The following is a 25,081-nucleotide window of genomic DNA, read 5'->3' as shown; positions in this document are numbered from 1 at the left end:
TGGTATTCCTGCAGACGGTACGACGGCGGCACCCACTCCCCGTCGGCGGATCAGCGCTCCGTGGTCGTGTGGTGCCGGCCGAGCGGGAGCATGAGCGGCTTGTTCGACGTCGGATCCACGACCACGCGGCTGTCCAGCCCGAACACGGCCCGGATGGTGTCCTCGGTCAGCACCTCGGCCGGGGTGCCGAGCGCATGGACCCGTCCGTCGGTGAGGGCGATGAGGTGGTCCGCGTAGCGCGCGGCGAGATTCAGGTCGTGGAGCACGATCACGATGGTGGTCCCGCGGGACCGGTTGAGGTCCGTGAGGAGATCGAGCACCTCGAGCTGGTGACTGACATCGAGGAACGTGGTGGGTTCGTCCAGCAGCAGGATGTCCGTCTGCTGCGCCAGGGCCATCGCGATCCACACGCGCTGCCGCTGCCCGCCGGAGAGCTCGTCCACCGGCCGGTCCGCGAGCGCAGCCGTCTCGGTGGCGGTGAGGGCATCCGCCACGGCCTGGTCGTCGGCCGGCGTCCACCGGGAGAACAGGCCCTGGTGGGGATGCCGCCCGCGGCCCACGAGGTCCGCGACCGTGATCCCCTCGGGTGCGGTGGGCGATTGCGGCAGGAGCCCGAGTGTCCGTGCCAGCTCCTTGGCCGGTGTCTGGTGCACCGCCCGTCCGTCGAGGACGACCTGCCCTCCGCGGGGTGCGAGGAGCCGGGACATGGCGCGCAGCAGGGTGGACTTCCCGCAGGCGTTGGCTCCGACGATCACCGAGATGCCACCCATGGGCACCTGCAGGTCGAGGCCCTCGACGACGGTCCGGTCCCCGTACCCGACCGTCAGGTCCAGGGCGTTCAGCGTATGGGCAGTGGTCACAGCGAGCCTCCCGAGCGGTTGGTCCGCACGATCAGATAGACGAGGTAGGGCGCGCCCAGCACACCGGTGATGACGCCGACCGGGTAGCGGACGTTGAAGGCGTACTGGCCGAGGAAGTCGGCCGTCACCACCAGCAGGCTGCCCACCAGGGCGGAGGGGATGAGTAGCGACGCCCCGGGACCGACGATCCGCGCGGCGATCGGCCCGGAGAGGAAGGCGACGAACGCGATCGGCCCGGCAGCCGCCGTCGCGAACGCGATGAGGCCGACGGCGGCGATGATCACGATGATGCGCGTGCGCTCGACACGGACCCCGAGGGCCGCCGCGGCGTCGTCGCCCAGCTGGGACGTGGACAGGTTCCGGGACTGGGTCAGGAGGACGGGCGCGAGCACGGCGAGGGCGATGGCCACGGGCACCACCTCGGACCAGCGGGCCCCGTTCAGGCTGCCGGTCAGCCAGCGCGAGGCCTCCTGCAGGTCCCACTGCGCCGCCTTGCTGAGGACGTACGCCGTGAGGCTGTCCAGCATGGCGGCGATCCCGATGCCGATCAGGATCAGGCGCGTCCCGACGACGCCGCCCTTGAAGGACAGCCCGTAGACCAGGAGGGCGATCCCGAGACCGGCGATGATGGCGAAGATCGAGACCTGCGTGGCGCCGAGTCCGAGCGTGATGATGGCGAAGGCCGCGGCGGCGCTCGCACCCGCGCTGATCCCGATGATGTCCGGGCTCGCGAGCGGGTTCCGCAGCATGGTCTGGAACGTCACGCCGCCGATCCCGAAGCAGAGGCCCGCGATGACCGCGAGGGTGGCGCGCGGGAGCCGGAGGCGCCCCACGGTGAAGCTCGCGCCGTCGATGTCCTGCCCCAGGATCACCCCGAGGACCTCGCGGGGGGAGTAGGTGGTCTGCCCGACACACAGGGAGACGATGAAGGCGGCGACGATCAGGGCGGCGAGGACGCCGACCACGAGGCGTCGCCGAGCCGTGCGGCGCCGTCGCCCCTGCGCGATCTCACCGGCGGTGATGCCGAGGCGCGGTGGTGCCTGCAGCGCTGTCACAGTTCACGCACCTTCTGCCGGCGGACGATGTAGATGAAGAAGGGGGCACCCACGAGCGCGGTGATGATGCCGACGTCGATCTCCTCGGGGCGCGCCACGATCCGCCCGAGGACGTCGGTGGACGTGAGGAGGATGGCCCCGAGGACGGCGGAGAGGGGCAGCAGCCACCGGTGGTCCACGCCGATCAGCAGGCGGCAGGCGTGCGGGACCACGAGGCCCACGAAGCCGATGGGGCCGGTCACGGCGGTGACCGCCCCGCACAGGAGGACGGCGCCGAAGGCGGCGAGCCCCCGCGCCACGGCCACGCGTTCGCCGAGCCCGGCCGCCAGCTCGTCGCCGAGGGCCAGGGAGTTGAGCGAGCGGGCGGAGAGGAGGCTGAGGAGGAGGCCGACGGCGAGGAACGGGAGCACCTGGGAGATGCTCGAGAAGGTGCCTCCGCCCACACCGCCGATCAGCCAGGACCGCACGCTGCCCGAGATGTCACCGCGGGGGAGCACGACGGCGCTGATGAGCGAGGTCAGCGCGGCGGAGGTGGCGGCACCGGCCAGCGCGAGCTTGAGGGGCGTCGCTCCGCCGCGACCGAGCGAGCCCACCACGTAGACGAACACGGCGGTGACGGAGGCTCCGGCGATGGCCACCCAGATGTAGCCCGTCGCCGAGCTCAGGCCCACGGTCGCGATCGCGGTGACGACGGCGAGGGAGGCTCCGGTGTTGACCCCGAGGATCCCGGGGTCGGCGAGCGGGTTGCGGGTGACGCCCTGCATGACCGCCCCGGAGAGGCCGAGTGCCGCACCGGCGAGCACCGCGAGCAGGGTCCGCGGGATCCGCTTGGCCACCGCCGCCTCGTTGAAGCCGTCCGTCGATCCGCCCAGGGCCGCGATCACGTCGGCGAGCGACACATCGCGTGAGCCGATGCCCACGGACGCGAAGGCCACCGCCCCCAGCACGGCGAGGGCGATGACGAGCCAGAGCGGCCGGAGCCGCCGCAGTCCCCGCGCGGTGGCGGGGGCTGCGACGGCCGGCGGGGCGGACGGGGGCACTAGGCGTTGTCTGCGGCGTCCGAGAGGAGCGTGAGGTAGTCCTCGAGCACCCACGAGATGGACAGCGGCGTGGGGTTGGCCGCGGTGCCCACGGGCGTGGTGCCGGGAAGGTTCACGACAGCCTTGTTGGCGACGGCGGGGATCTGCGAGAGCAGCGGATCGGCCTCGAGCGTGGAGACCAGTTCGTCGTCGCCGTACGTGACGATGATGTCGACGTCGTCCAGCACGTCGGCCTGCTCGGTGCTGATGGTCCCGGAGAAGAGGTCGGTCTCCGCGGATGCGGTGGCGACGCTCGCCGGTGTGGCGAGGCCGAGGTCCTCGAAGAACATGGCCCGGGTGTCGTGCGTGGTGTAGTAGCTGACCTCGCTGAGGTCCGTGGGGTCCACGTGCGTCATGAACATGGTCTTCTTGCCGGCGATGCCCGGGAATTCCGCGGTGGCGTCGCTGATCTGCTGGTCGAGGTCCGCGATCAGCTCCTTGCCCTCCTCAGCCATGCCCATGCCGGCGCTGTTGAGCTCGATCATCTCGCGCCACGGGGTGCCCCAGGCGGTCTCGGGGAAGGCGACGACGGGGGCGATCTCGCTGAGGGTGTCGTAGTCCTCCTGCGTCAGGCCGGAGTAGGCCGCCAGGATGACGTCCGGCGCGGTGTCCGCGACGGCCTCGAAGTCGATGCCGTCGGTCTCGTCGAACAGCACGGGCGTCTCGCCGCCGAGCTCCTCGAGCTTCTCGGTCACCCAGGGGAGGACGCCGTCGCCGTCGTCGTCACCGAAGGTGGCGGCCGCCATGCCGACGGGGACGACGCCGAGCGCGAGGGGCACCTCCTGGTTGGCCCAGGCCACGGTCGCCACGCGCTCCGGCTTCTCCTCGATGGTGGTGGTCCCGAAGCCGTGCTCGATGGTGATGGGCTCGAAGCCGGCGCTGGAGGGTGCCTCGGCGGCGGACTCGGCGGCCGGCGTGGAACAGCCGGCGAGCGCGACGGTCATGGCTGCGGCAGCGGCGAGGGTCAGGAGTTTCGGGGCGCGGAGCATGGGGGCCTTCCAGGGTGACGACAATGACGGGTACCGGCGTGCTACCGGTCGGATCGACCCTCGGAGCATCAGGTAAGGATTACCTTAGCAGGGATTAGCGCATGCGATTGTGACGTTATTCCGACGCCTCGTTCGACCGTCCCGCCCGGTCCGTCGACAGTCATGCGGACACTCACTGACCGCGAAGGAGTGCGCCCGGTGCGGTCGGGGAGCAGAATCCGGTCATGACCCTGCGCTGGTACTCCACCGTCATCGAATCCGCCGATCACCGTGCGCTGGCGCGCTGGTGGGCCGAGGCACTCGGGTGGGAGGTCATGTTTGACACCGACGAGGAAGCCGTCCTCGTACCGCCCTGGGCTCGCGACCTCGGCTCGAAGCTCACCTTCGAGCAGGTGCCGCCCGGACTCGTGTTCGTGCCCGTGGAGCACGCCAAGGAGGGGAAGAACCGCCTGCACCTCGACTTCGCGCCGCACACGAGCCAGGACCGGGAGGCCGAGATCGAGCGCCTCGTGGGCCTCGGGGCGATACGCACCGACGTGGGCCAGGGGGCCGACGTCGGCTGGGAAGTCCTCGCCGACCCGGACGGCAACGAGTTCTGCGTGCTGTCCTCGCGGGAGTACTGATCCCCGGCCGGAGTCCGATCCGGCGGGGCCGCCACCCGCCCGGAAGGACCGCCGGACAGCAGGTCCGACGGCCCTTCGTCACATCCTCAGGGCTGGCCGCCCGGCGGCCCGTTCTCCGTCAGAGTTCGATGCGCTCCGTCTCGATGACTTCCTTGCGGACCTGGCCGCCCACTGTCTCCTCGTGGGTGTGCGCCTCACGGCTGACACGCACCCGCTCGATGGGCACCACGTCCATCTCGACGCGCGGCTTCTCCTCGTACAGGACCAGTTCGACGACGTCACCGCTGAAGGCCGTCTCCACCGCCGAGTACAGGCGCTCGCGCTCGGCCTTGCTGAACGTACCCGAGCCGTCGTCGTAGAGGGGCTTGCCGTCGCTGACCGGGACGCGCTCGACGACGAGCTCCTCGCGCCGGATCTGGACGGTCATGGTGACGTCCTCGGTGACCACGCGCTTGACCAGGCGCACACGTTCCGTCTCCCGGAGTTCGGTGCCGACCCTCAGCTGCTCCTCGGAGCGCGTCATGGCCAGATCACCGTCATCGTCCGTCCCACCCGGGCCGGCACCGCGTCGCAGTCCCTCGTCACGGCGCGGCTGCTCGGCACGCCCCGCGAAGGCGTCGGAGCGCGAGGACCGGTTGCCGCCGGTGGCGGGGGTCTCGGCCAGCGTCTCGTCCTTCGGCGCCATCAGGCCGTAGTAGCGCAGCAGGTGCTGCTCCTCCTCCGGGCTGAGGTGCCCGTCCTGGGACATCTTCGGCGACGAATGGACGGTGCCGTGCGGGTACGGCAGGCGGACGTCGTTCCCGTCGAGGACAGCATCCCGCAGCGGTGCGAAGGACTCCGGCTCGCCCGACGCGTGGGTGGTGATCGTGACCCAGCTGGGTTCGCCGGTGGCATCGTCGACGTAGAGGTGCCCCATCGGCCCGAGGACCGCCCCGTCCTCGCTCAGCACGTTGCCGCCGGCGTTCATCGAGTCCTTCATCTGGTCGAGCGTGATCATGGTGGCCCTTTCGACGTGGATCGTTCCTCCTCACCGTAGGTGCCGATCGACGTGATAGCAAGCATGCTTAGTACCGAACGTGGTCGCCGTCGGCGCCGAAGCTCGGCGATCCGTGGATCCCGCCCTATCCTGTGTCCATGCCGCTGATGAGAAGACCCCTCCGTGCCGCGCGCGTCTCGGACGAATCGCACCGCGTCACGACGTTCGAGCTGTTCTTCGACCTGGTGTTCGTCTTCGCCTTCACGCAGGTCACGGCCTTCATGGCACACGAGCACTCCTTCCTCGGCGTGCTGCAGGGCGTGGTCATCCTGGGCCTGCTCTGGTGGTCCTGGGTGTCCTACTCGTGGCTCTCCAACCAGACGCACGTCGACGAAGGCATCATGCGGTTCGGGCTCTCGGCGGTCATGATCGCCATGTTCATCGCGGCCCTCGCCATCCCCGAGGCGTTCGACGACCTCGACGGCGGCCTCAGCGGACCGCTGGTGCTCGCCCTCGCGTACGCCGTCGTACGCGTCCTCCACGTGACCCTCTACACCTACGCCGCCGGGGACGACGCACCGCTCCGCCGGCAGGTGGCGAAGACCACCGTCGGAATGATCGCGGGCTCGGCGCTCATCGTGACCGGCGCCCTGGTGGGCGGATCCGCCCAGACCTGGTTCTGGCTCGCGGGGTTCGGCGTGGACGCCGGAATCACCTACCTCACCTCAGCCCGCGGCAACTGGCGCGTCCACTCCGCCGCGCACTGGACGGAGCGCTACGGACTGGTGGTCATCCTGGCGCTCGGTGAGTCGATCGTCGCGATCGGCGTCGGCGCGGCCCAGGAACCGGTCAGTGTCCCGATCCTCCTCGGCGCGGTGTTCGGCGTCGCGCTCTCGGTGTGCCTGTGGTGGCTGCACTTCGACGTCACGGCCATCGCCGCCGAACACCGCTTCGCGGCCCTCCGCGGCCAGGAGCGCGCGCGGCTCGCCGTCGACGCCTACACCTACCTGCACCTCCCGCTCGTGGCGGGGATCGTGCTCGCGGCACTCGGCGTCGAGGACGTCCTCGCCCACGTCTACGAGACCGAGGACTTCGGTGCCGTCGGGTCCGTCGCCCTCTGCGGCGGCGCGGGCCTCTACCTGCTCGGTAGCGCGGCCTTCTGGCGCCGGGTCGGTGGCGGGTGGAAGAGGTGGCGGCTCGGCGGAGCCGTCGTCCTGCTGCTCCTCATTCCCGTCGCCGCACCGCTCGCCCCGCTCGCCGCCCTCGCTCTCGTCACTGCGGTGGCCGTGCTCCTCGTCGCGGCGGAGAGCACGCGGTACGCGGAGGTGCGCGCGGCCATCAGGGCTCACCACTGAGCGACCCTTGAGGCGACCACTGCGTCGACCTCTGAGGCGACCACTGCGCCACGGAGCGCGCCTCTGCCGGTCGACGGGTCCACTGTCCGTGTCCGAACCGGCGCGATCGACCGGCGCGACCACCCGGCGCGGCCACCCGGCGCGACCACCGGTCGCGATCAGCCGTCGCGGTCACCCGGCGCGATCAGCCGGTGAAGGCCCTGATGACCAGGAAGACCACGGGCAGGTAAAGGATGCCCGCCACGGTCTGGAGCGTGATGATCGAGGCCATGAGCCGGGAATCACCGCCGAGCGCCCTCGCCATGACGTAGGCCGAGGACGCGGTGGGCAGGGAGAGGAAGAGGATCACCGTTGCCGCCGGTTCGCCGGTGAGCCCCACCAGCAGGCAACCCGCGAGACCGAGTCCGGGCATCACCACGAACTTGACGGCGGTCGCGAGGCCCACGGCACCGAGGTTGCGCCCCATGCTGCGCAGTTCCAGGGCAGCCCCGACGCACAGCAGGCCGAGCGGCAGGGACGCGGCACCGAGCGTCCGCACCAGGCCCTCGACACCCGGGGGCAGCCCGATCCCCGTGACATTCAGGCCGATCCCGATCACGCACCCGAGGATCAGCGGGTTCGTGGCGATGCTGCGGACCGTTCTGCCGACCGTCAGGCGTTCCGCCCCGTACCGCGCGAAGCCGAGCGTGCAGACGACGTTCACGAGCGGCACGAGGATGGTGTTCGCGATCGCGGCGAGCGCCACGCCGTCGGGCCCGAACAGGGCGAGGGCGATGGAGAGGCCGAGGTAGTTGTTGAAGCGGATGCTCCCCTGCAGCACGGAGGTGAACGCGGGCCCGTCCAGGTCCAGCCACCGCTGCGCCACCACGAGTCCCAGGGCTGTCAGGACCACCGGCCCGGCGAGCACCGGCGCCATGAAGGCGATCGGCAACCCGCCGAGGTCCGCGGTCGCCGTGCCGTTGATGAACAGCGCGGGCAGCAGGACGAAATAGCACAGCCGCTCCGCAGGGGGCCAGAACGACGGCGCGAGGAACGCCCGTGCACGGATGCCGTAGCCGAGCGCGATCAGCCCGATCACCGGGCCGAGCGCCACGACGGTCTGCAGGATCACCGGGCGGCACCCCTGCCGGAGGTCAGGATCGGTGCGATCACCAGCCCCGGGCCTGCAGCCACTCGCTCGCCAGCCGGCTCCACTGGCCGGCGGCACCCTGCCCGTCCGCGAGGCCCAGACCGTGCTCACCCTCCTCGAAGACGTGCAGGGCATGCGGGACTCCGTGTGTGGCGAGCGCCTGCGCGAGCCGGTACGCGTGCTCGACGGGGACGGCCTCATCCGCCGCGGTGTGCCAGATGAAGAACGGCGGTGCATCGGCCGTGACGAGACGGTCCAGGGAGGTCGAGGCGCGGAGCGCGTTCCCGGCGTCGGGCCCGAGGAGTTCGTCCTGCGAACCTCGATGTGTTGCCAGTTCCATGGACACGACCGGGTAGCCGAGCACCGCGGCGTCCGCGCGCTCGGCCGGCTCGCCGGAGGGGGCCAATGCTGCCTGCCCAGCAAGGTGTCCCCCGGCGGAGAAGCCCAGCAGGGCCACCCGGGCGGCGCCGGCCGCACGGACGCGCCGGACCTCGGAGCGGACGGCATCGAGCGGTCCTGGGTGCCGCGTCTGCACGGGGTAGTCGAAGACGCTCGCGGACAGGCCGAACGAGCGCAGGCGCTCCGCGACCACCTCCGCCTCGTTGTCGGACAGCATGGTGTAGCCGCCGCCGGGCAGCACGATCACGTGGGAGGAATCCATCCCATCACCGTACTGGGCGGCCGCCTGCGTCACGATCGCGTGACGGTTCGACACGGCCCTGTCCCCCGCACGCCGACGGGTGAAGGATCTGGACCGTGGGAAATACCGGGAGGGATGGCGGGGGACGCCGAACGCGGGTGCACCTCAGCCTCCGCGCGGCCGTCGTGGCAGTGCTGCTGTGCAGTACAGCCTGCGGGAACGGCCCGGGAGGCTTCCTCCGGCAGCCCGCCTGCATGCCCCCGCCGTACGTCATCACCCCCGATCAGGTACGTGCCGGCGGAACGGTGGGCATCGACGCGGGCGAGGCGGACTGCGACCCGACGTACGGCGACGCGGCGCAGGTCGAGGTGTTCGTCACCACGGTCGACGGCGGGCGCATCCTCCGGGAGCTCGCACCCATGACCGACGCGGGTGGCTTCTCCACCGAGGTCGTGGTGCCCCTGGGGACGCCACCCGGCGACTACCTCGTGTCCGCGTACCCGTACGACGTCGACTGGTGCGACGACACCGGTGTCAACAACCGCCTGTCCCGCGCTGCGGGGGACGGACTGGTCCGGGTGTCCTGCGCCGCGGCGGGCCTGCCGCTCGTCGTCCTGCCCTGACCTGTAGCGACATCAGCATCGGCGTCCGTGTCGGCGTGCACTCCGCGCGGGTACCGGCCGGCCCCCGCGCGGACAGGATCCGGCGCGACGACGCCGAGAGCGGCGCCCGGCCGGACCTGTTGACGAAGAAAGCCCCCGGCCATCGGGCTAGGGGCTTTGCGTACGTCCGGAGGGGTGTCAGCCTTCGCACTCGGTGCAGTACTTCTCGCCGTTCTTCTCACGGGCGAGCTGGCTGCGGTGGTGCACCAGGAAGCAGGACATGCAGGTGAATTCGTCCTCCTGCTGCGGGATGACCTGGATGAGGAGTTCCTCGTGGGAGAGGTCGGCCCCGGGGAGGTCGATGCCTTCAGCGGTCTCGCCGTCCTCGACGTCGATCAGTGCGGTCTGCGTGGTCGCACTCCGCTGTGCCTGGATCGCTTCGAGGGACTCGTTGGCCGGCTGGTCTTCCGGGCGAACGCGTGGCTCGTCGTAGTCGGTTGCCATGGGGGTAGATCTCCTTCTATGGGCGGGAATGACGCCCAGATGCCACTCTCAACCTCGGGGGAGGTGGAAGTATTCCATATACCGGGAGCAATATACCTGCTGGCGCTGAGGTTTTTCTCCACCCGTCACCAGCGCATCGATCCGCACTTCATTGTGACGCGACGGCTCCGGCGTGATAGGTGTCGTCGGGCCCCTGCTCCGTGTCCAGCATCACGTCCGGCCGGTCCGTCGCGGCGGGGCGGAGGGCCCCGCGGCCGCCCCCGCGCCGTCGTCGTAGGGTGGACCCGAGACCCCTCCCCGAACGCCGAAGGAGCTTCCCATGGCACTGGCACTCGACCTCAGCGGCAGGACCGCCCTGGTCACCGGATCGACGCAGGGCATCGGGCTGGCCATCGCCGTGGGACTCGCGTCCGCCGGCGCACGCGTCGGCGTCAACGGCCGCAGCAACCGCAGCGTCGCCCGCGCCATGGAGGCCATCCGCAGGGACGTACCCGATGCCGACCTGATTGCCGTCCCCGCGGACGTCACCACGGACGACGGCGTCGCGAGGGCCCTCGGCGTCCTGCCCGCCGTCGACGTCCTGGTCAACAACCTCGGCATCTTCGGCGCGCAGCCCGCCCTGGAGATCGACGACGACGAGTGGCGCCGCTACTTCGAGGTCAACGTGCTCACCGCGATCCGCCTCACGCGCGCCTACCTCCCGGGGATGATCGGTGAGGGCTGGGGCCGAGTGCAGTACATCGCGAGCGACTCCGCCGTCGTCATCCCCGCCGAGATGATCCACTACGGCGTCTCCAAGACCGCGCTGCTCGCTGTCTCCCGCGGCTTCGCGAAGGAGGCCGCGGGGACGGGCGTGACCGTGAACTCGATCATCGCCGGACCCACGCACACCGGCGGCGTCGAGGACTTCGTCTACCAGCTGGTGGACAAGGACCTTCCGTGGGAGGACGCCCAGAAGCAGTTCATGAAGGACCACCGGCCGCAGTCCCTGCTGCAGCGCCTGATCGAACCCGAGGAGATCGCGAACATGGTCACCTACCTCGCCTCGCCGCTCGCCTCGGCCACCACGGGCGCGGCGGTGCGGGTGGACGGCGGATACGTGGACTCCATCCTCCCGTGACGCGCAGCGCGGTCCTGACGCCGCACGGCGCCCTGGAGCCCGGCCCCATGGCCGCGATCCTCGCCAACCACGCCGTCCCGGGATGCGAGGTGACGGACCCGGACGGCCGGCGGCACACCCGGCTGCTCACGACGCCGGGCGGCCCGCGCCGGGTGACCGTCACCGTCCGGCCGGGCGACGTCGAACTCACCGCCGACACGGACGACGACGGCGAGTTCGCGCACCTCGTCACGACGACCCGCGCCTGGCTGGACCTCGACACGGACACAGAGGCGATCGCCCGCGCGTTCGACGCCGACCCACTCCTCGGGCCCCTGGTCCGCGACCGCCCAGGGCTGCGGGCCGTCGGCTACCCCGAGCCGTTCGAGGCCGCGATCATGACGGTGCTCGGCCAGCAGGTGTCCGTGGCGGCCGGCGGGACGTTCGGCGGCAGGCTGGCCGCCGCCTACGGGACGCCGTCGCCGTCGGGCCTCACGGTGTTCCCCATGCCGGAAGCGATCGCGGAGGCGCCACCCGAGGAGCTGCGTGCCGCCGTCGGGGTGACCCGTAGCCGGGCGGCCACGGTGCAGAACGTGGCGCGCGCCGTCGTCGGCGGGTTGTCCCTCGATCCCCTGGCGGAGCCCGTGCGCCTGCGGAAGGAACTGCTGGCCATCCCGGGCATCGGCCCGTGGTCGGCGGACTACCTCGCCGTGCGCGTGCTCCGCGACGCCGACGCCTTCACCCCGGGGGACCTGGTGGCACGCCGAGCCATGGGCAACCCGAGCATCCGGGACGCGGAGCGGAGGTCCGAGGCATGGCGGCCCTACCGCGCCTACGCGCTGTTCCACCTCTGGACCTCCGCGACCTACCGCGGCGGCTGACCCGTCCTAGGCGGACGGGGCCGGCGTCCTGCGGACGCTCCGCAGCGCGATCTCCAGCTCGAAGCGGATCTTCGGGTCCCTGAGGTCGTCGCCGAAGAGTTCCCGCAGCTGCAGCACGCGGTAGCCGACGGTCTGCCCGTGGATACCCAGCTCCTCGGCGATCGGTGATCGCTGGCCCCAGTGCCGGAGCCAGGCGAGGAGGGTGTCCTCGAGCTTCTGCCGCTGGTTCTCCGGCAGCTCCGCGAGCGGTGCGAGGCGACGGCGGGACAGTTCAGCGACCGCCGACGGTTCCGCTGCGAGCACCACCTCGGTCAGGTGCTCGTCCGCCCACACGGGCGGCTCGTCGTCACCCTCACGCGGCGGGAGCATGGACGCGGCGAGGATGGCCAGACGCAGCGACTCCGCGACCTGGTGCAGCTCGCCTGCGGGTCCGACCGCCGCGCTCCGTCCGGTCAGCGTCCGGTGGAGCTCCGCACGGGACACCGCACCGCGCTCGGGCACCAGGGCGACGGCGTCGGTCTCGCGCTCGATGACGATCGCCCCGGGCGCGAGCCGCTGCCGGAGTCCCTGGGCACGGTCGAGCGGGAGGGTGACGACGGCGACCTGCGCCGGCACGGTCCAGTCCGCCAGCTGCGCGGCCTGCCGCAGCGCCGTCTCGTCGGCCTTGCCGAGGAGCAGCAGCTCCAGGAGTTCGGCGCGGCGCCGGTCCACGGCGCCGGCCCGTTCCGACTGCTCGAACGCGTACGCCTCGGCGCTCACGGCCGAGAGCTCGTCGATGTACGCCATGATCGACTCCCCGAGATCCACCACCACAGCCGAGCCGAGTCCCGCGTCCATCGAGCGGCGGGACATCTCCCGGAACGTCACCCGCGCTCCCATCCTGTAGGCGCCGAGCAACGAATCCATGCTGCGCCCCTGACGGAATTCGCCGCGGCCCAGTCCCGCCACCAGCTGGCGGCTCTGGTCGGAAAGGGCGGGCAGCCTCGTGCCCGGCAAGTCGAGAAACCGCTCCAGGGCGGCAGCCACTCCCATCCGCAGTCAGCGGCCGAAGCTCCCCTCGATGGGCCGGGCATAGGCGGGGACCAGCTGGGGGACCGCCTCGATGATGGCTTCCACAAGATTAGCGTTGAGCGGCCGCAGCAGGTCGCTCACATCCGGCGGGAGAGCCAGCCACGGCGGTTCCGGTGGAGCGACGGCTACCTCGTCAGAACCCATATGGACGACCCCCATCTATTTCTCCGTGACAGTTCTTCTCCCCCAACTGTATGCCCGGGATGAAGATCTTTAGCGGCAGAGGCTATATCGTTAGGACAATGATCCGGTTCACGAAGCTGGCGCGTGCAGCATCCGCGCTCACCACCCCGCTCGCGCCGGAAGACTTCCTCGCGCTGTTCAACCCGGTGTACTCCTCACGCCAGCTGCGCGGCGTCGTCACCCGTGTGGTCCACGAAACCGAGGACTCAGCCACCATCTACTTCCGCCCCGGCCACGGCTGGCATGCCCACAAGGCCGGCCAGTGGGCCCGCATCGGCGTGGAGCTGAACGGGGTACGCCAGTGGCGCTCCTACTCCCTCAGCAACGCCGCCGGCCATGATCCCGCCATCACCGTGAAAGATGCCGGCTCCGTCTCGCACGTCCTGGTCCGCGACACCAAGCCGGGCGACGTCCTGTTCCTCGCGCCTCCGCAGGGCGACTTCGTGCTCCCCGAGCACCCGCGGTCGCTGCTCATGCTCACCGCGGGCAGCGGCATCACCCCGGTGATGTCGATGATCCGCACGCTGATCCCGCGCCGCCCCGATGCCGACGTGGTCCTCATCAACTCCAACAGCACCCCCGAGAAGAGCCTGTTCCGGGAGGAACTGGACGAGCTCGCCGACCAGTTCTCCAACCTCACGGTCCGGCACTGGTTCACGAGTGCCCGCGGCCGCCTCGAGTTCACCGCGAAGACCATCGCCGACCTCTGCCCCGACTGGCGCGGACGCGCGGCCTACGCCTGTGGTCCTGAGGGCTTCCTGAACGACGCCGAGGACCTGTGGCAGCGCGAGGCCACGCTGGAGACGGCGCGCACCGTCCCGAATGTCGCCGCGGGTGCGTCCGGCGGGGCCACGCTGACCATCGAGCGCTTCAGCACGGACCTGACGGCCGGGGCCGGGCACGACGGCGGCCTCGTCACCTTCGAGCAGTCGGACCGCGAGGTCCAGGCCGACGGTGACACCCCCCTGCTGGACATCGGTGAGGACGCCGGAGTCCTGATGCCGAGCGGCTGCCGCATGGGTATCTGCCACAGCTGCCTCATCCCGCTCCGCTCCGGCCAGGTCCGTGACCTGCGGACCGGTGAACTGCACAACGAGCCCGGCCAGCTCATCCAGACCTGCGTCTCGGCAGCCGCCGGGCCCGTGAACCTCGACCTTTAAATCCCCCCACCAGAGGAGTCCCCATGACCACCACGCTGACCCGCCCGGGCGCCCTTGCGGCGTCGGGCCACCCCCTGGTCCGTCCCGATGCCGCCAAGCACCTGACGGACGAGCAGGTCGAGGAACTGGGCCGCGAGCTCGACGCCGTCCGCGACGAGATCCTCGCCAAGCGCGGCGCCACCGACGCCGCCTACATCCGGCGCATCATCCGGATCCAGCGCTCGCTGGAGTTCGCCGGACGGGGCACCCTGCTGTTCAGCAAGTACAAGCCCGCCTGGTTCGCGGGGACCGCGATGCTGAGCGTCGCGAAGATCCTCGAGAACATGGAGATCGGGCACAACGTGCTGCACGGCCAGTGGGACTGGATGCGGGATCCCGACATCCACTCCACCACCTGGGAGTGGGACTTCGTGACGCCGGCGCGCTCCTGGCAGCACACCCACAACGATCTCCACCACCGCTGGACCAACGTCATCGGCAAGGACCGGGACATCGGATACAACCTGCTGCGCATGGACCCCGACCAGCCGTGGCGCCCCTTCAACCTGGGTAACCCGCTGTACAACGCGATCCTCGCGCCGGTCTTCGAGTGGGGTATCGCCCTGTACGACCTCGAGATCCCGGAGTACAAGGAGGGCCTGAAGACCAAGGAGGCCATGAACCGCGACCTCAAGGCCGTGGGCGTCAAGGTGCTCAAGCAGTTCTCCAAGGACTATGCCGCGACGCCCGCCGTCGCGATGCTCACCGGCTCCGGCAAGCAGGCCCTCTACGGGACGCTCGCGGCCAATGCGATCCGCAACTTCTGGGCGCACGCCATCATCTTCTGCGGCCACTTCCCCGACGGGACGGACACGTTCACGGAGGAGGAGGTCGACGGCGAGACGCGCGGCGACTGGTACGTCCGCCAGATGATCGGCTCGGCCAACATCTCCGGCTCCAAGTTCATGCACCTGATGTCCGGGAACCTGTCCCACCAGATCGAGCACCACTGCTTCCCCGACCTGCCCTCCAACCGGTACGCCGAGGTCGCCGTGAAGGTCCGCGAGATCTGCACGCGCTACAAGCTGCCCTACACCACGGGCCCCCTGCCCAAGCAGGTCGGCTCCACGTGGGCCAAGATCTTCAAGCTGGCCCTGCCCCCGCGCAAGCAGAAGGCCGCGACGGTCTAGCCCGCGCGGCGTTCCCCGCTCCACCTCGTCCAAACGACAGAAATGACCGCCGAAGAGCCTCTTCGGCGGTCATTTCTGTCCTCTCGGGCGCCTGAGCGGAGGAATGGGCGCCCGGCGCGGCCCAGCTCAGCCCGGAGCGTCCTCCGCAAGCAGCGCATCGACCTGGCCGAGCGCCTCGCGCACGCCCTCCTCCATGCCCATTGCAGCCATCTGCTCGAGCTGCTCCAGCGACTGGAAGGCCGTCGTCATCGTCATGCGTGTGCGCCCGTCGAGATCCTCGAGCGTGACGGTTGCCGTCGTCTCCCCCATGTCCGGCACGGGATCGCCGTTCTCGTCCGCGAAGCCGTCCACGAAGGTCAGGAGGCGGTGGGGCTCGACGGCGGTGATCCGCCACCAGCCCCGCGCCTTCTCGCCGTCGGGCCCGGTCATGAAGTAGGCGGCGCGCCCGCCCTCCTCGAACTCGTAGGTCTCGAAGGTCGCCGGCCAGGTGGGCGGTCCCCACCAGCGCTGGAGCTGGGTCCGGTCCGCCCAGATCCGCCACACGCGTTCGGTGCCGGCGTCGAACTCCGCGACGAGCCGGAAGTGGAGAGCGTCGGTGTCCTTCTCGGTGCTGATGACTGCCATGATGCTGCCTTCCTAGTCCTGATCCGATGCATCCTCGGCGAGGAGGTCGCCGATCCTGTCGATCCGTTGCCGCCAGATGTGCTCGTACTCGTCGAGGAGGCGGCGGGCCCGCTGCACTGCGTCCACCCGTCCCCGCACGATCTGCTCCCGTCCGCGCTTCTCCTTCGTGACGAGCGAGGCCCGCTCCAGGACGGCCACGTGCTTCTGCACAGCGGCGAAACTCATGGCGTACTGCTCCGCCAGGCCGGACACCGAGTACTCGGCGACCAGGACGCGGGACACGATGTCCCTCCGGGTCGCGTCGGCGAGCGCCTGGAACAGACGGTCCACCTCGTCCTCACTCATCTGAACTACAACCATATGGTTGTACGTTACGCAGGGTTTGGACGCCGGTCAAGGATGGCGCTCACCCGTGGGTCCCGCCACCCCGCCGAAAGGACAGAAATGACGCGTCAAAGCGCCCCGGCGTCGTCTTTTGTGTCCTCTCGGCGCCCGTGGGGACACCCGGCAGGACGTGATACCCGTTATGGCACGCGTCCGGGGAGCCTGCGAGACTGGCCCCATGACCCGCGGAATATATGTGAGCGCCATGACCAACGGCTCCGGCAAGTCCCTGATCTCCCTGGGCCTGGCGGACATGCTGCACCGGCACGCCGACCGCGTGGGCTTTTTCCGGCCCATCGTCGAGGGCAGTGACCCCTCGGCGGATCCGATGGTGCGCCTCATGCAGCGCGCCTTCGACCTCCCCGAGAGCCGCGCCCGGGGCGGCCTGACCCGCGCCGAGGCACGTGCACTCCTGGTCACGGGTGATCGCGCCGAGATCGACGCGCGGTGCGTCGCCATCTACAGCGAGATCGCCGCGGAGTGTGACGTCGTCATCGTCGAGGGCACCGATCTCTCCGGCAACGACGCCGCCGTCGAGTTCGACCTCAACGCCCGCCTCGCCAACAACCTCGGCGCCATGGTGCTCGCCGTCGTGAGCGCGAAGGACATGTCCGTGGAGGAGGCGGCGGACACCGTCGACGTCGCCCGCCGCGAACTCGACGCCGCGAAGGTGTCCCTCCTGGCCATGATGGTCAACCGGGCGGCGGACGACGCCGTGACCGCCATCAGCGAGCAGGTGCGGCCCGGGCGTTCCGGACGGCCCGTCTACGTCATCCCTGAACTGACCGAGATCTCCCAGCCCACGGTGTCCGAGGTCTCCGTCGAGCTCGGCGCGCGCCAGATCGCCGGCAACTCGAACCTGGAGCGTGACGTCACGAGCGTGCGCGTCGCCGCCATGAACGTCGGCAATTTCCTGCACCTGCTCACGGACGGCGCGCTGGTGATCGTGCCCGGCGACCGCGCTGACGTGCTCGTGGCGACCCTGGCGTCGTCGTTCTCGCCCGAGTTCCCGGTACCCTCGGGCATGTTCCTCACCGGCGGCCTCGCCCCGGATCCCAACATCCTCGCCCTCCTCGCGCAGGCGCCGTTCCCGGTCTTCGCGCTCGACGACGACACCTACACCGCGGCGCGGCGCGTCAGCAAGGTGCGCGGGGAGATCGCGAGCGGACTGCGGCGGAAGGCCGCCGCTGCACTCGGCGCCTGGTCACGGCAGGTCGACGAGAACGAGCTGCTCGAGCGCCTCGAACTGCCACGGCCCGTGAGCATGACCCCGCTGCGCTTCCTGCACGAGCTGATCCAGCGTGCGCGGGCCGAGCGGAAGCACATCGTGCTGCCCGAGGGCGAGGACGTCCGCGTGCTGAAGGCGGCCGAGATCCTGCGCCGCCGGGACGTCTGCGATCTGACGGTCCTCGGGCCGGATGCTCGCATCCGCGAGCTCGCGTCCGGGCAGGGTATCGACCTCACGGGCATCACGCTGATCGACCCCGCCTCCTCGGACCTCCTGGAGGAGTTCGCCGCCGAGTACGCCCGCCTCCGCGCCCACAAGAACGTCTCACTCGACCAGGCCCGCGAAAGAATGCTCGAAGGAGCATACTTCGGGACCATGATGGTGCAGCTCGGGAAGGTCGACGGCATGGTGTCCGGCGCGGCCCATACGACGGCGAACACCATCCGCCCCGCGCTGGAGTTCGTGAAGACGAAGGACGGCGTGAAGATCGTGTCCTCGGTGTTCCTCATGCTGCTCCAGGACCGCGTGCTCGTCTACGGCGACTGCGCCGTGAACCCGGACCCGAACGACGAGCAGCTCGCGGACATCGCCGTGGCCTCGGCGGAGACCGCCGAGCAGTTCGGCGTGCAGCCGCGGGTCGCCATGCTGTCCTACTCCACCGGGGAGTCCGGGTCCGGCGGCGCGGTGGACGAGGTCCGGCGCGCTACCGAGCTGGTGCGGAAGCTCCGCCCGGACCTCGCCGTGGAGGGCCCCATCCAGTACGACGCGGCCGTCGACGCCTCGGTCGCGGCCTCCAAGCTGCCCGGATCGTCCGTTGCTGGCCAGGCGACGGTGTTCATCTTCCCCGACCTCAACACCGGCAACAACACCTACAAGGCCGTCCAGCAGTCGGCCGGCGCGGTCGCCGTCGGACCCGTCCTCCAGGGCCTCCGGAAGCCGGTCAACGACCTCTCCCGCGGCTGCACCGTGGAGGACATCGTCAATACGGTGGCCATCACCGCCGTCCAGGCTCAGCAGCCCACCTCCTAGCCGTTCCCATCGACCCGCTCCAGGACAGGACCCCATGATCATCCTCGTCATCAACTCCGGCTCCTCCTCGCTCAAGTACCAGGTGCGCGAGGGCGACGACGTCCTGGCGGAAGGCCTCGTCGAGCGCATCGGCGAGGCGGAGGTCCCCGACCACGCCGCCGCCCTCGACCGCGTGGACCGCGAGGTGGCGGAGGCACTCGGCGAGCGCACGATCGACGCCGTCGGGCACCGCGTGGTGCACGGCGGCGAACGGTTCAGCGAACCCGTGCTGATCGACAACGAGATCACCCGCGCGATCGAGCGCCTCAACCCGCTCGCTCCCCTGCACAATCCCGCGGCCGTCACGGGTATCCGGGCCATCACCGAGAAGTGGCCTGACCTGCCGCAGGTGGCCGTGTTCGACACCGCCTTCCACCGCACACTGCCCGAGCGCGCCTGGCGGTACGCCGTGCCGGACGAGCTGTACCGAAAGCACGGCATCCGCCGCTACGGTTTCCACGGCACTTCGCACGCCTACGTGGCGCGTGGTGCGGCCGAGCTCCTCGGGACGGACGCGTTCACGGGGGTCATCGCGCATCTCGGCAACGGCGCCTCGGTCGCGGCCGTGCGTGACGGCGAAAGCATCGACACATCCATGGGCTTCACGCCCCTCGAAGGGCTCGTGATGGGGACGCGGTCCGGGGACATCGACCCGTCCATCCTGCTGTTCCTTCTGCGTGAGGGGTACAGCGAGAAGGACCTCGACACGCTGCTCAACCGGAACAGCGGGCTCAAGGGCCTCACCGGTACGAACGACATGCGCTCCGTCTCGGAATCCGCGGACTCAGGCGACGAGCGGGCGAAGCTCGCGGTCGAGGTGGCGTCCTACCGGCTGGCGAAGTACGTGGGCGGCTACCACGTCGCCGTCGGCGGTGCCGAGGCCCTCGTGTTCACCGCGGGCATCGGGGAGAACGCGGCCGACTTCCGCGCCGCCGTCGTCTCCAAGCTCGGGGCCCTCGGCCTCGAGCTCGACGAGAGCCTCAATGCCGAGCGCAGCAAGCATGCGCGCGTGATCAGCACGCCGTCGTCCGCGTTCCCCGTCCTCGTGGTGCCCACGGACGAGGAGGCGGCGATCGCGGAGGCCACCGCCGCCGTCGTCGCCGGGTCCTGACCACGGCACCCACCCCTCCGACGCGGCGCCGCTCCCTGACCGGGTCCTGACCACTGCACCCACCCCTCCGACGCGGCGCCGCTCCCTGACCGGGTCCGTCGCCGGGTCGTGACCACAGCGCCCACCCCTCCGACGCGGCCTCGCCTCCGTGGCCGCGTCCGAGCACCGGGGCACGCCGCCGACGGCAGGGCTCCGGCAGACTGAGGCCATGACGATCATCCGCATGGCCCTCCTGTTCGTCCTCGCCGCGGGCGCCGAGATCGGCGGGGCGTGGCTCATCTGGCAGGCGGTGCGGGAGGGCAGGCCGTGGTGGTGGGCCGGGCTCGGCATCATGGCGCTCGGCGCCTACGGCTTCGTCGCGACCCTGCAGCCCGACCCGAACTTCGGGCGCATCCTCGCGGCGTACGGCGGTGTCTTCGTGGCGGGTTCGCTGGCGTGGGGCATGCTCATCGACGGCTTCCGCCCCGACCGCTGGGACATCCTCGGATCGGCGGTCTGCCTGGTCGGCGTCGCGCTGATCATGGTCGTGCCACGCTCGCCGAGCTGACGCGGCAGGGCAGGTCCTCCTGCGCCGACGCAGGTGCAGACGCTCCCACTGACCAAGCCGGATCAGTGGGCACAGGCGCCTGTTCCCACTGACCGGGCGCGGTCCGTGGGCAGAACGCCCCAGACAGGGCGTGCACCCCCGGTAGATGACCTACGCGGCGCCGAGCAGCCTCGCCACACCGGCCGCCACCGCCCCGAGAGCCACGACCACCAGGAACGGCGCCCGCAGCCACAGGGCGACGGCGGCCACCAGCAGCGCGACGACCCGCGCGTCGACGGCGAGCTCCTGGCCGGATGCGAAGGTGTTCACGGCCGTCAGCGCCGCGAGCAGCCCGATGGTCAGCGAACCGGCCACCCGGAGCATCCGCGGATTGTCGAGCAGCGTGGCCGGGACCAGGAACCCGAGGAACTTCGTGGCGATCGAGATGGCGCACGCGAGCAGGATCCAGCCCCAGAGGCTCATGCGTCCTCCCGTCCGCCGGACTGCCGTGGGACCCCGGGCTGCCGTGGGACCCCGGACTGCAGAGCGACGCCAAACCCCCCGGCGCCTTCGGACCGCCCGGCGCCTTCGGACTGCCGAGCTACGCCGGACCGCGCGCCGTCGGGCTCCCCGGCAGCGCCATCGGGGTACGGGTCGACGTCGGGCTCGAGGCCTTCCGTCGCCGGCCCCAACCCCGAGAGCCCCAGCACTGCGGCGACCACCGCGGCGATGAGGATCGGGACACCGGGCGGCACGAGCGGCACCGCGATCAGGGTGACCACGGCGCAGACGACGGCGATCGCCGCGGGCTCCCGCGCGCGGATCCGCGGCCAGAGCAGGCCGAGGAACGCGGCGACGGCGGCTCCGTCGAGTCCCCACGTGGCCGGATCGCCGAGGGCGTTGCCGGCGAGGGCCCCGACGAGCGTGAAGAGGTTCCACAGGACGAAGACGCCGATCCCCGCGGCCCAGAACCCGCGGCGCTGCTCCTGCGGATCCGTCTGGCCCGTCGCTGTCGCCACGGATTCGTCGATCGTGAGGTGCGCCATCGGCAGCTTCCGCCAGCGGGGAGGCCTGAGCAGGACATTGACCTGCATCCCGTACACGCCGTTCCTGATGCCGAGCAGGGCGGCTGCGGACATAGCCGAGAGCCCGCTGCCACCGCCCGCGACGACGCCGATGAATGCGAACTGCGATCCGCCGCTGAACAGCAGCAGGCTCAGGGCCATGGTCTGCAGGAGGTCGAGTCCCGCGGCGACGGACAGGGCACCGAAGGACAAGCCGTAGAGGCCGGTGGCGATGGCCACGGAGAGGGCGATCCTGACCGCCGGTGACTGGAGGAGCTGCACCTGATAAGGCTAGGCGAGCCGCCGCCCCGGCTTCCCATTCGGGTTCACATGGTGAAGAGTGGGAAACGAAGCATACTTACTACCCGGAGGAGTGCGACATGAAAGCCGTGACATGGCAGGGCAAGCGCAACATCAGCGTGGAGAACGTGCCCGATCCCACGATCCAGGAACCGACCGACGCGATCGTCCGGATCACCTCGACAGCGATCTGCGGCTCCGATCTGCACCTCTACGAGGTCCTCGGCCCGTACATGCACAAGGGAGACATCCTGGGGCACGAGCCCATGGGGATCGTCGAGGAGGTCGGCGCGGGCGTGACCAACCTGAAGGTCGGCGACCGCGTCGTCATCCCCTTCAACATCTCCTGTGGCTACTGCTTCATGTGCACCCGAGGCCTGCAGTCCCAGTGCGAGACCACCCAGGTGCACGAGCAGGGATCCGGCGCTGCCCTTTTTGGATTCTCCGAGCTGTACGGCTCCGTCCCCGGAGGACAGGCGGAGTTCCTGCGGGTGCCGTTCGCCGACTACGGACCGGTGAAAGTCGGGCACGACCTGCCGGACGAGCGCTACCTCTACCTCTCGGACATCCTCCCCACTGCCTGGCAGGGCGTGCAGTATGCGGACGTCCCGAAGGACGGAGTGCTCACCGTGTACGGCCTGGGCCCCGTCGGCCAGTTCGCCGCCCGCATCGGCAAGTATCTCGGACACCGCGTCATCGCTGTCGAGCCCATCGCCGAGCGACGCGAGATGGCCAAGCGCCACGGCATCGAGACCATCGACTTCACGAAGGACACCGCCGAGGAGCTCCGCAGCATGACGAACGGCCGCGGCCCCGACGCGATCGTTGACGCCGTCGGCATGGAGGCACACGGCTCGCCGGTCGGTGCGTTCGCGCAGAATGCCGTGGGGATCCTGCCGGACAGGCTGGCGCAGAAGGTCATGGAGACCGGTGGCAGCGATCGCGTCTCGGTCCTGCACTCGGCGATCGACGCCGTCCGCCGGGGCGGCACGCTGTCCCTCAGTGGCGTCTACGGCGGGTCCGCGACCCCCATGCCGCTGCTGACCATGTTCGACAAGCAGGTCCAGTTCCGCATGGGCCAGTGCAACGTGCGGCGCTGGACGGACCAGCTCCTGCCGATCGTGGAGGAAGCATCGGATCCGCTCGGCGTCACCGACCTCATGACGCACGAGGTCTCGATCGACGAGGCGCCGGCCGCCTATAAGAACTTCCAGAAGAAGACGGACGGCACCATCAAGGTGGTGCTCAAGCCCCAGGGCGTCACGGTCTGACGGCACGGCGTCGGACCAGCACGACGGCGCCGGTCCGGGCCGGGTGACCGATCCGGGCCGACGGACGTCGGGCCGGGATCGCGAGGGGCCCCGCCGCACCGAGCCGGCGCACGTCAGGCCGAGGTCGCGTGGGGCCCAGGCCGTACCGGGCCGTATCCCGTGGGGCCGTGGCGGCATCGAACTCGCGCCGTCGCGCATGGATCCGGCGCTATGCAGGACGGCGCGAGAGTCCCGGATCACCAGTCGCGGCGAGAGCCGGAGATCAGTCGGTCTCCGGCTCTTCCCGCGCTAGAGATTCGTGCGGATTCGTCTCGCCCCGAGCCATCTGCAGCGCGTCGGCCGCACGCACGAGGGCAAGATGGGAGAAGGCCTGCGGGTAGTTGCCCGCCATGCGGCCGTTCTCGGCGTCGTACTCCTCCGACAGCAGGCCCAGCTCGTTGGAATAGCCCACCAGCTGGTCCATGAGGCGCGCGGCGTCGTCGAGCCGGCCGCTGTGCGCGTACTGCTCGACGAGCCAGAACGAGCAGGCGAGGAACGGGTGCTCCCCGGGCTCGAGACCGTCGTCGGACTCGCCTGTGCGGTACCGCAGCAGGAGCCCGTGGGGATCCAGGAGGTGCTGCTCGATCCGCTGGACCGTGCCCAGCATCATCGGATCGTCGTAGTCGAGGAACCCCACCTGCGGAAGCTGCAGGAGGGAGGCGTCCACCTCACCGCCGTCGTAGACCTGCGTGAAGGAGTTCAGCCCGTGGTCGAACCCGCGCTCGAGGATCTCGGCGCGCAGCCCGTCCCGCAGGCCGATCCAGTGATCGAGTGGCCCGCTGAGCCCGTGGTCCCGGACCGCGCGCACGGCGCAGTCGAAGGCCGCCCACATCATGACCCGCGAGTGCGTGAAGTACTGCAGATCTCCGCGCATCTCCCAGATCCCGTGATCGCGATCGTCCAGGTGGTTCTCCGCGAAGGTGAGCAGCGCGCGCTGGAGGGGCCACGAGAAGCTGTCCTCGGTGACGCCGTGGCCGCGCAGCTTCTCGAGGGCCACCATCACCTCCCCGACGACGTCGGCCTGGTACTGGCCCACGGCGCCGTTGCCCACCCGCACGGGCGTCGATCCCGCGTAGCCGGGCAGGTGCCCGAGCTCGCGTTCCGGCAGCCTGCGCTCGCCGGCGAGCCCGTACATGATCTGCAGGTCCTCGGGATCACCCGCGACCGCCCGCAGCAGCCAGTTGCGCCACTCGTGGGCCTCGTCCGCGAAGCCGTGCGTCATCATGGCCTCGAGCGTCAGCGCCGCGTCACGCAGCCAGCAGAAGCGGTAGTCCCAGTTGCGCGCGCCGCCGAAGTGCTCCGGCAGCGAGGTGGTGGGAGCGGCGACGATCCCGCCGGTGTCCTCGTGCGTGAGCGCCCGCAGCACCAGCAGCGAGCGCCGCACGGCGTCGGTGTAGCGTCCGTCGTCGACGCAGCTGGCGGCCCAGGCGCGCCAGTAGGTGATGGTGGTGTCCAGTGCGTCATCGATGTCCAGCGCCGGCGGCGTCTCCCGGTGGGACGGGTACCAGACGAGTTCGAGGTCGACGACGGCACCCGCGATCACCGGGAACGTCCCCTCATGGCGGTGGTCGGCGGCCCTCAGGCGCGGTCCGCGGAGCAGGAGCGCATCGGGACCGGCGATGGCCAGCAGGACCGGGACGCCGTCCTCGGTGCCCTGGCTGACCCATGGGAGGATCTCCCCGTAGCCGAAGCGGATCTGCACCTCCTGCCGCATGGAGACGGTGCCGACGAGCCCCTGGATGCGCCGCACCACGTTGGCCCGCCGGTCCGTGACCGGCATGAACTCGGTCACCAGCACCTCACCCTCGTCGGTCTTCCAGTGGGTCTGCAGGACGAACGTCGAATGGATGTAGGTGCGGCTGACGACGGTGGCGGTGGGCGAGTCCGGCGCGAGGAGCCAGCGCCCGTGATCCGGCGTACCGAGCATGGCGGCGAACACCGACTCGGAGTCGAAGCGCGGCATGCAGAGCCAGTCCACGCTGCCGTCCCGGGAGATCAGGGCACCGGTGTGCAGGTCGGAGACGAGCGCGTAGTCCTTGATCGGTGATTGCATCTTCCCACTCAACCACAGGCCCACCGCGGGGCCGAAGA

General features: G+C 70.4%; 25 protein-coding genes and 1 pseudogene. 11 read left to right on the top strand and 15 right to left on the bottom strand.

Annotated elements, in window-relative coordinates:
• Window positions 1-50: 50 nt before the first annotated feature.
• The 4 genes from FNH21_RS16065 to FNH21_RS16050 are packed head-to-tail and all read right to left on the bottom strand — an operon-like array spanning window position 51 to window position 3,983.
• The gene (locus tag FNH21_RS16065; RefSeq protein WP_191932076.1) at window positions 51-860 is read right to left on the bottom strand and encodes an ATP-binding cassette domain-containing protein; all 810 of its coding nucleotides are present in this window, start codon (window positions 858-860) and stop codon (window positions 51-53) included.
• Window positions 857-1,915: a FecCD family ABC transporter permease gene (locus tag FNH21_RS16060; protein WP_338403324.1), complete on the bottom strand. Its 1,059-nt coding sequence runs from the start codon at window positions 1,913-1,915 to the stop codon at window positions 857-859. Before FNH21_RS16060 ends, FNH21_RS16065 begins: the two co-directional genes overlap by 4 nt.
• Window positions 1,912-2,955 carry an iron chelate uptake ABC transporter family permease subunit gene (locus FNH21_RS16055; RefSeq protein ID WP_191932075.1) on the bottom strand — a complete coding sequence of 348 codons (1,044 nt, stop codon included), beginning with the start codon at window positions 2,953-2,955 and terminating at the stop codon, window positions 1,912-1,914. Before FNH21_RS16055 ends, FNH21_RS16060 begins: the two co-directional genes overlap by 4 nt.
• Entirely contained in the window at window positions 2,955-3,983 is a 1,029-nt protein-coding gene (locus tag FNH21_RS16050) for an iron-siderophore ABC transporter substrate-binding protein (protein ID WP_152817052.1), read from the bottom strand. The genes FNH21_RS16055 and FNH21_RS16050 overlap by 1 nt, the downstream gene beginning before the upstream one ends.
• A 224-nt stretch (window positions 3,984-4,207) precedes the next feature.
• On the opposite strand from FNH21_RS16050, the gene FNH21_RS16045 reads away from it, so the two are divergent.
• Entirely contained in the window at window positions 4,208-4,606 is a 399-nt protein-coding gene (locus FNH21_RS16045; protein WP_152817051.1) for a VOC family protein, read from the top strand.
• 118 nt (window positions 4,607-4,724) lie between these two features.
• Here FNH21_RS16045 and FNH21_RS16040 read toward each other — a convergent pair whose 3' ends face one another.
• Entirely contained in the window at window positions 4,725-5,603 is an 879-nt protein-coding gene (locus FNH21_RS16040; protein ID WP_152817050.1) for a YsnF/AvaK domain-containing protein, read from the bottom strand.
• Between the two features lie 137 nt (window positions 5,604-5,740).
• On the opposite strand from FNH21_RS16040, the gene FNH21_RS16035 reads away from it, so the two are divergent.
• Window positions 5,741-6,937: a low temperature requirement protein A gene (locus tag FNH21_RS16035; RefSeq protein WP_152817049.1), complete on the top strand. Its 1,197-nt coding sequence runs from the start codon at window positions 5,741-5,743 to the stop codon at window positions 6,935-6,937.
• 184 nt (window positions 6,938-7,121) lie between these two features.
• On the opposite strand, the gene FNH21_RS16030 is transcribed toward FNH21_RS16035, so the two are convergent.
• Both FNH21_RS16030 and FNH21_RS16025 read right to left on the bottom strand, forming a co-directional pair.
• Window positions 7,122-8,048, bottom strand: coding sequence for an AEC family transporter (locus FNH21_RS16030; protein ID WP_206687075.1), 927 nt, complete (start codon window positions 8,046-8,048; stop codon window positions 7,122-7,124).
• Between the two features lie 37 nt (window positions 8,049-8,085).
• Entirely contained in the window at window positions 8,086-8,727 is a 642-nt protein-coding gene (locus FNH21_RS16025; RefSeq protein ID WP_152817047.1) for an alpha/beta hydrolase, read from the bottom strand.
• Between the two features lie 233 nt (window positions 8,728-8,960).
• Here FNH21_RS16025 and FNH21_RS16020 point away from each other — a divergent pair, with 233 nt between their 5' ends.
• Window positions 8,961-9,329: a hypothetical protein gene (locus FNH21_RS16020; RefSeq protein WP_152817046.1), complete on the top strand. Its 369-nt coding sequence runs from the start codon at window positions 8,961-8,963 to the stop codon at window positions 9,327-9,329.
• 177 nt (window positions 9,330-9,506) lie between these two features.
• Here the strand turns inward: FNH21_RS16020 and FNH21_RS16015 are convergent, their stop codons facing one another.
• Window positions 9,507-9,812 carry a DUF4193 domain-containing protein gene (locus FNH21_RS16015; RefSeq protein WP_055765785.1) on the bottom strand — a complete coding sequence of 102 codons (306 nt, stop codon included), beginning with the start codon at window positions 9,810-9,812 and terminating at the stop codon, window positions 9,507-9,509.
• Window positions 9,813-10,137: 325 nt separating this feature from the next.
• On the opposite strand from FNH21_RS16015, the gene FNH21_RS16010 reads away from it, so the two are divergent.
• Window positions 10,138-10,932, top strand: coding sequence for an SDR family NAD(P)-dependent oxidoreductase (locus FNH21_RS16010; RefSeq protein ID WP_152817076.1), 795 nt, complete (start codon window positions 10,138-10,140; stop codon window positions 10,930-10,932).
• Window positions 10,929-11,792, top strand: a complete 864-nt coding sequence (locus FNH21_RS16005) for a DNA-3-methyladenine glycosylase family protein (protein ID WP_338403323.1) — start codon at window positions 10,929-10,931, stop codon at window positions 11,790-11,792. The genes FNH21_RS16010 and FNH21_RS16005 overlap by 4 nt, the downstream gene beginning before the upstream one ends.
• Before the next feature lie 6 nt (window positions 11,793-11,798).
• Here FNH21_RS16005 and FNH21_RS17550 read toward each other — a convergent pair whose 3' ends face one another.
• Window positions 11,799-12,161, bottom strand: coding sequence for a helix-turn-helix domain-containing protein (locus FNH21_RS17550; protein ID WP_479682157.1), 363 nt, complete (start codon window positions 12,159-12,161; stop codon window positions 11,799-11,801).
• A 315-nt stretch (window positions 12,162-12,476) separates the two neighbouring features.
• Window positions 12,477-13,007 (bottom strand): annotated as a pseudogene (locus tag FNH21_RS17545) (PucR-like N-terminal domain-containing protein); the annotation flags it as partial.
• Window positions 13,008-13,105: 98 nt separating this feature from the next.
• Here FNH21_RS17545 and FNH21_RS15995 point away from each other — a divergent pair.
• Both FNH21_RS15995 and FNH21_RS15990 read left to right on the top strand, forming a co-directional pair.
• Entirely contained in the window at window positions 13,106-14,206 is a 1,101-nt protein-coding gene (locus tag FNH21_RS15995; protein ID WP_152817045.1) for a ferredoxin reductase, read from the top strand.
• Window positions 14,207-14,229: 23 nt separating this feature from the next.
• Window positions 14,230-15,375: a fatty acid desaturase family protein gene (locus tag FNH21_RS15990; protein ID WP_152817044.1), complete on the top strand. Its 1,146-nt coding sequence runs from the start codon at window positions 14,230-14,232 to the stop codon at window positions 15,373-15,375.
• Between the two features lie 126 nt (window positions 15,376-15,501).
• On the opposite strand, the gene FNH21_RS15985 is transcribed toward FNH21_RS15990, so the two are convergent.
• A complete protein-coding gene (locus FNH21_RS15985) occupies window positions 15,502-15,999 on the bottom strand; it encodes an SRPBCC family protein (protein ID WP_152817043.1) in 498 nt (165 codons plus the stop codon).
• Between the two features lie 12 nt (window positions 16,000-16,011).
• Window positions 16,012-16,359 (bottom strand): ArsR/SmtB family transcription factor, encoded by a 348-nt coding sequence (locus tag FNH21_RS15980; protein WP_152817042.1) that lies wholly within the window; start codon window positions 16,357-16,359, stop codon window positions 16,012-16,014.
• A 202-nt stretch (window positions 16,360-16,561) separates the two neighbouring features.
• Between FNH21_RS15980 and pta the strand changes: the two genes are divergently transcribed.
• The 3 genes from pta (at window position 16,562) to FNH21_RS15965 (ending at window position 20,337) form a co-directional block, all read left to right on the top strand.
• Window positions 16,562-18,640 carry a phosphate acetyltransferase gene (gene pta, locus FNH21_RS15975; protein WP_152817041.1) on the top strand — a complete coding sequence of 693 codons (2,079 nt, stop codon included), beginning with the start codon at window positions 16,562-16,564 and terminating at the stop codon, window positions 18,638-18,640.
• A gap of 34 nt (window positions 18,641-18,674) precedes the next feature.
• Window positions 18,675-19,790 carry an acetate/propionate family kinase gene (locus FNH21_RS15970; protein ID WP_152817040.1) on the top strand — a complete coding sequence of 372 codons (1,116 nt, stop codon included), beginning with the start codon at window positions 18,675-18,677 and terminating at the stop codon, window positions 19,788-19,790.
• A 208-nt stretch (window positions 19,791-19,998) separates the two neighbouring features.
• A complete protein-coding gene (locus FNH21_RS15965; RefSeq protein ID WP_152817039.1) occupies window positions 19,999-20,337 on the top strand; it encodes a YnfA family protein in 339 nt (112 codons plus the stop codon).
• A gap of 150 nt (window positions 20,338-20,487) precedes the next feature.
• Here the strand turns inward: FNH21_RS15965 and FNH21_RS15960 are convergent, their stop codons facing one another.
• Window positions 20,488-20,799 carry an AzlD domain-containing protein gene (locus tag FNH21_RS15960; protein ID WP_152817038.1) on the bottom strand — a complete coding sequence of 104 codons (312 nt, stop codon included), beginning with the start codon at window positions 20,797-20,799 and terminating at the stop codon, window positions 20,488-20,490.
• A complete protein-coding gene (locus FNH21_RS15955) occupies window positions 20,796-21,662 on the bottom strand; it encodes an AzlC family ABC transporter permease (RefSeq protein ID WP_191932074.1) in 867 nt (288 codons plus the stop codon). The genes FNH21_RS15960 and FNH21_RS15955 overlap by 4 nt, the downstream gene beginning before the upstream one ends.
• A gap of 98 nt (window positions 21,663-21,760) precedes the next feature.
• Here FNH21_RS15955 and FNH21_RS15950 point away from each other — a divergent pair, with 98 nt between their 5' ends.
• Window positions 21,761-22,951 (top strand): zinc-dependent alcohol dehydrogenase, encoded by a 1,191-nt coding sequence (locus tag FNH21_RS15950; protein ID WP_152817037.1) that lies wholly within the window; start codon window positions 21,761-21,763, stop codon window positions 22,949-22,951.
• Between the two features lie 262 nt (window positions 22,952-23,213).
• Here FNH21_RS15950 and FNH21_RS15945 read toward each other — a convergent pair whose 3' ends face one another.
• A complete protein-coding gene (locus tag FNH21_RS15945) occupies window positions 23,214-25,061 on the bottom strand; it encodes a glycoside hydrolase family 15 protein (RefSeq protein WP_277819770.1) in 1,848 nt (615 codons plus the stop codon).
• Window positions 25,062-25,081 lie beyond the last annotated feature (20 nt).

Source organism: Arthrobacter bussei, from assembly GCF_009377195.2.
GTDB lineage: Bacteria > Actinomycetota > Actinomycetes > Actinomycetales > Micrococcaceae > Arthrobacter_D > Arthrobacter_D bussei.
The sequence above is the reverse complement of the archived record's forward strand: the minus strand, read 5'-3'. Positions and strand labels throughout refer to the sequence as shown.